This window comes from Mesorhizobium sp. M5C.F.Ca.IN.020.32.2.1 (genome assembly GCF_004023105.1).
GTDB lineage: Bacteria > Pseudomonadota > Alphaproteobacteria > Rhizobiales > Rhizobiaceae > Mesorhizobium > Mesorhizobium wenxiniae.
The window spans coordinates 1-2145 of record NZ_RZSX01000992.1 but is presented as its reverse complement, the minus strand read 5'-3'; the positions used below and the strand labels follow the sequence as shown (position 1 = coordinate 2145).

Annotated in this window: 3 protein-coding genes and 1 pseudogene; 2 read left to right on the top strand and 2 right to left on the bottom strand. The window is 60.9% G+C overall.

The genetic code is table 11. The annotated features are described in order from the left end of the window. Window positions 1–800 (bottom strand): DUF1176 domain-containing protein (locus tag EOA86_RS31930; RefSeq protein ID WP_128345244.1); only part of this gene is annotated, 800 nt, incomplete at its 3' end. Window positions 801–922: 122 nt separating this feature from the next. On the opposite strand from EOA86_RS31930, the gene EOA86_RS31925 reads away from it, so the two are divergent. Beyond that, window positions 923–1429, top strand: coding sequence for a DUF1993 family protein (locus EOA86_RS31925; protein ID WP_128345242.1), 507 nt, complete (start codon window positions 923–925; stop codon window positions 1427–1429). Window positions 1430–1465: 36 nt separating this feature from the next. On the opposite strand, the gene EOA86_RS31920 is transcribed toward EOA86_RS31925, so the two are convergent. After that, window positions 1466–1630 carry a hypothetical protein gene (locus tag EOA86_RS31920; RefSeq protein WP_023798224.1) on the bottom strand — a complete coding sequence of 55 codons (165 nt, stop codon included), beginning with the start codon at window positions 1628–1630 and terminating at the stop codon, window positions 1466–1468. A 379-nt stretch (window positions 1631–2009) separates the two neighbouring features. Between EOA86_RS31920 and EOA86_RS40835 the strand changes: the two are divergent. Further along, window positions 2010–2145: pseudogene (locus EOA86_RS40835) on the top strand (aldo/keto reductase); the annotation flags it as partial.

Here is a 2145-nt window from a genome sequence, read left to right as displayed (position 1 = left end):
CTATCGTTGTTCTCATAGTGGATATCGAGTTCCGGCGAGGCGAACTGCAGCTGCCGGACGCCGGATACCTCGTCGTAGACATAGTAGACGGCACTCTCATTGTAGGCAGCCATCGAACAGAAGAAGCGGAACAGCCGCGTCTCGCGTTCGGGCTCGTCGGCCTCGGCGCCCGCATCCTTGTAGCGGAGGGAGTAGGCGTCCGGCTCTCCCAAAGGCTCGCCGCCAGGCATCTCCTCGTCGCATTGTTCGCCATAGGTGGCCGCAAACGCCTCCTTGGCCTGCTCCAGCGCCGCATCCTTCTTCGGCGGCGGCGGTCCGTCGCCGCAGCTTTCCGGCACAGCATCCTCGAAATCGGCCTTCGCCGGTTTCAGCGCGCCCTTGTCGATGAAGATCGGGCGAAATGGCGGTTCCTGGATCGAGGCGTTGACCTGGCGCAGCGTGTAGCAGCCGGCAAAGACATTTTCGCTGCCGTCCTTAGCTGTCGCCCGGATGGCGACCGGAACGCTGTAATAGATGCTGCCGGCAGCACCGTCTTCGGACACGGCACCGGTTTTGACTTCGACGGCGTTGGTGCCGTCATAGCCCTTTACGAAGGCGTCGAAATCCTTGGCCGGCTTGGTGTCGCCGAAATAATCCCAGGCGCGCGCGAATTCTTGCCGGTTGATGGCGCTATAGAGCGAGCGGATGACCGCTTCGGCGTTCGACCTGTCGTCGACATAGGGCGCATCGGCGGCGAGCACTGGCTGGCCTGACACGGTAAAGGAGAAAAAGGCGGTCGCTGCGAAAAGGGCGCTTCTCATCGGGAATCTCCACCTGATGCGAAATCCTATCATACCGATTGCGGCGACGTGGTGACGCTTGAAGAATCGCCCGCGGAGGCGTTAGGTCCCGCCGTCGGCGTCCCGCCGGATAGGAGAATCACGTGACCATATCGATGTACGAAGCGGCCGTGCCGGTGTTTTCGGCCAGGTTGAAGGCGCTATCCACCGTGCTGGATATCGCCGAGCAGAATGCGCTTGACCGCAAGATCGACCCGCAGGTGTTTTTGACGTCGAGGCTGGCGCCGGACATGTACGCGTTGACGAGGCAGGTACAGATCGCCACCGACCACGCCAAGGGCGCGCCATCGCGGCTTGCCGGCCGCGAGGTGCCCAAATACGAAGACAACGAGGCGAGCTTTGCCGATCTCCAGGCGCGCATCGCCAAGACCGTCGACCATCTGGCGACATTCTCGGCTGCCGATATGGACGGCTCGGATGACAGGGTGCTCGAGCTGAAGCTTGGCCAGCGCGAATTCTCGATGACGGGCATGCAGTATCTGCTGCATCTCGCCATGCCCAATTTCTATTTCCACGTGACCACCGCCTACGACATCCTGCGCCACAATGGCGTGCCGTTAAGCAAGGCGACTTTCATGGGGTCGCGTTGAAGAATGGCGGGCGAGCCGGAATGTCGTGCGATCTGACTAGCGTGAGGACATTTCGCGGGCGACGCGCGGGAAATCGGCTGGTTTGATGCCGATATCCGCACGGTCGGCATTGCTCATCGAATGAAGCAGCGCCAGCGCCGCGCGGTAGCGCAGATGTTCCTGCGGACGCGGACGGGCGAACATTTCAGTGAGGAAACCCATGATTCAAGCCCCTGGTTGGTCCTCCCCGAGTCCCAAATATAGTCAAATCATGACAATTGTGCAGTGCAGCATTTGCATGGCAGCCATGCCGCACCGAAATTCTTGACCACAATCGACTTCGCCGGTGAAACTCCCGGCGCGGGCTGACCGTATAGCTGAATGCCGGCACAGGACCGGTTTTCCTCGCCATTCCTGGCGGAATTCCGGACTGCATGAAAATCCAGTCCGGCTTTTTACCTACTTGCGCCTTGCGTTCACTGGATCTCGCGGAAAAGTGCTAGCCGATTTGCGGCGGGCTTGGAGACAGCCCGCGCCTTCCTGTATGCTGCGGCTTCCTCCCCGCGCAGCCGCGCAAAGAATTCCCGCCGGAGAAAGTTCCATGCACAAGCGCCGCCTCGGTCGGACCGATCTTCTTGTTTCCCAGATCTGCTTGGGTTCGATGACCTGGGGCCAGCAGAACACCGAAGCGGATGGCCACGCCCAGATGGACCTGGCCTTTTCGCGCGGCGTCAACT

Bases quoted from the DNA above. Each gene is read 5' to 3' on its own strand.
- EOA86_RS31920 (WP_023798224.1), bottom strand. From the start codon at position 1,630: ATGGGTTTCCTCACTGAAATGTTCGCCCGTCCGCGTCCGCAGGAACAT.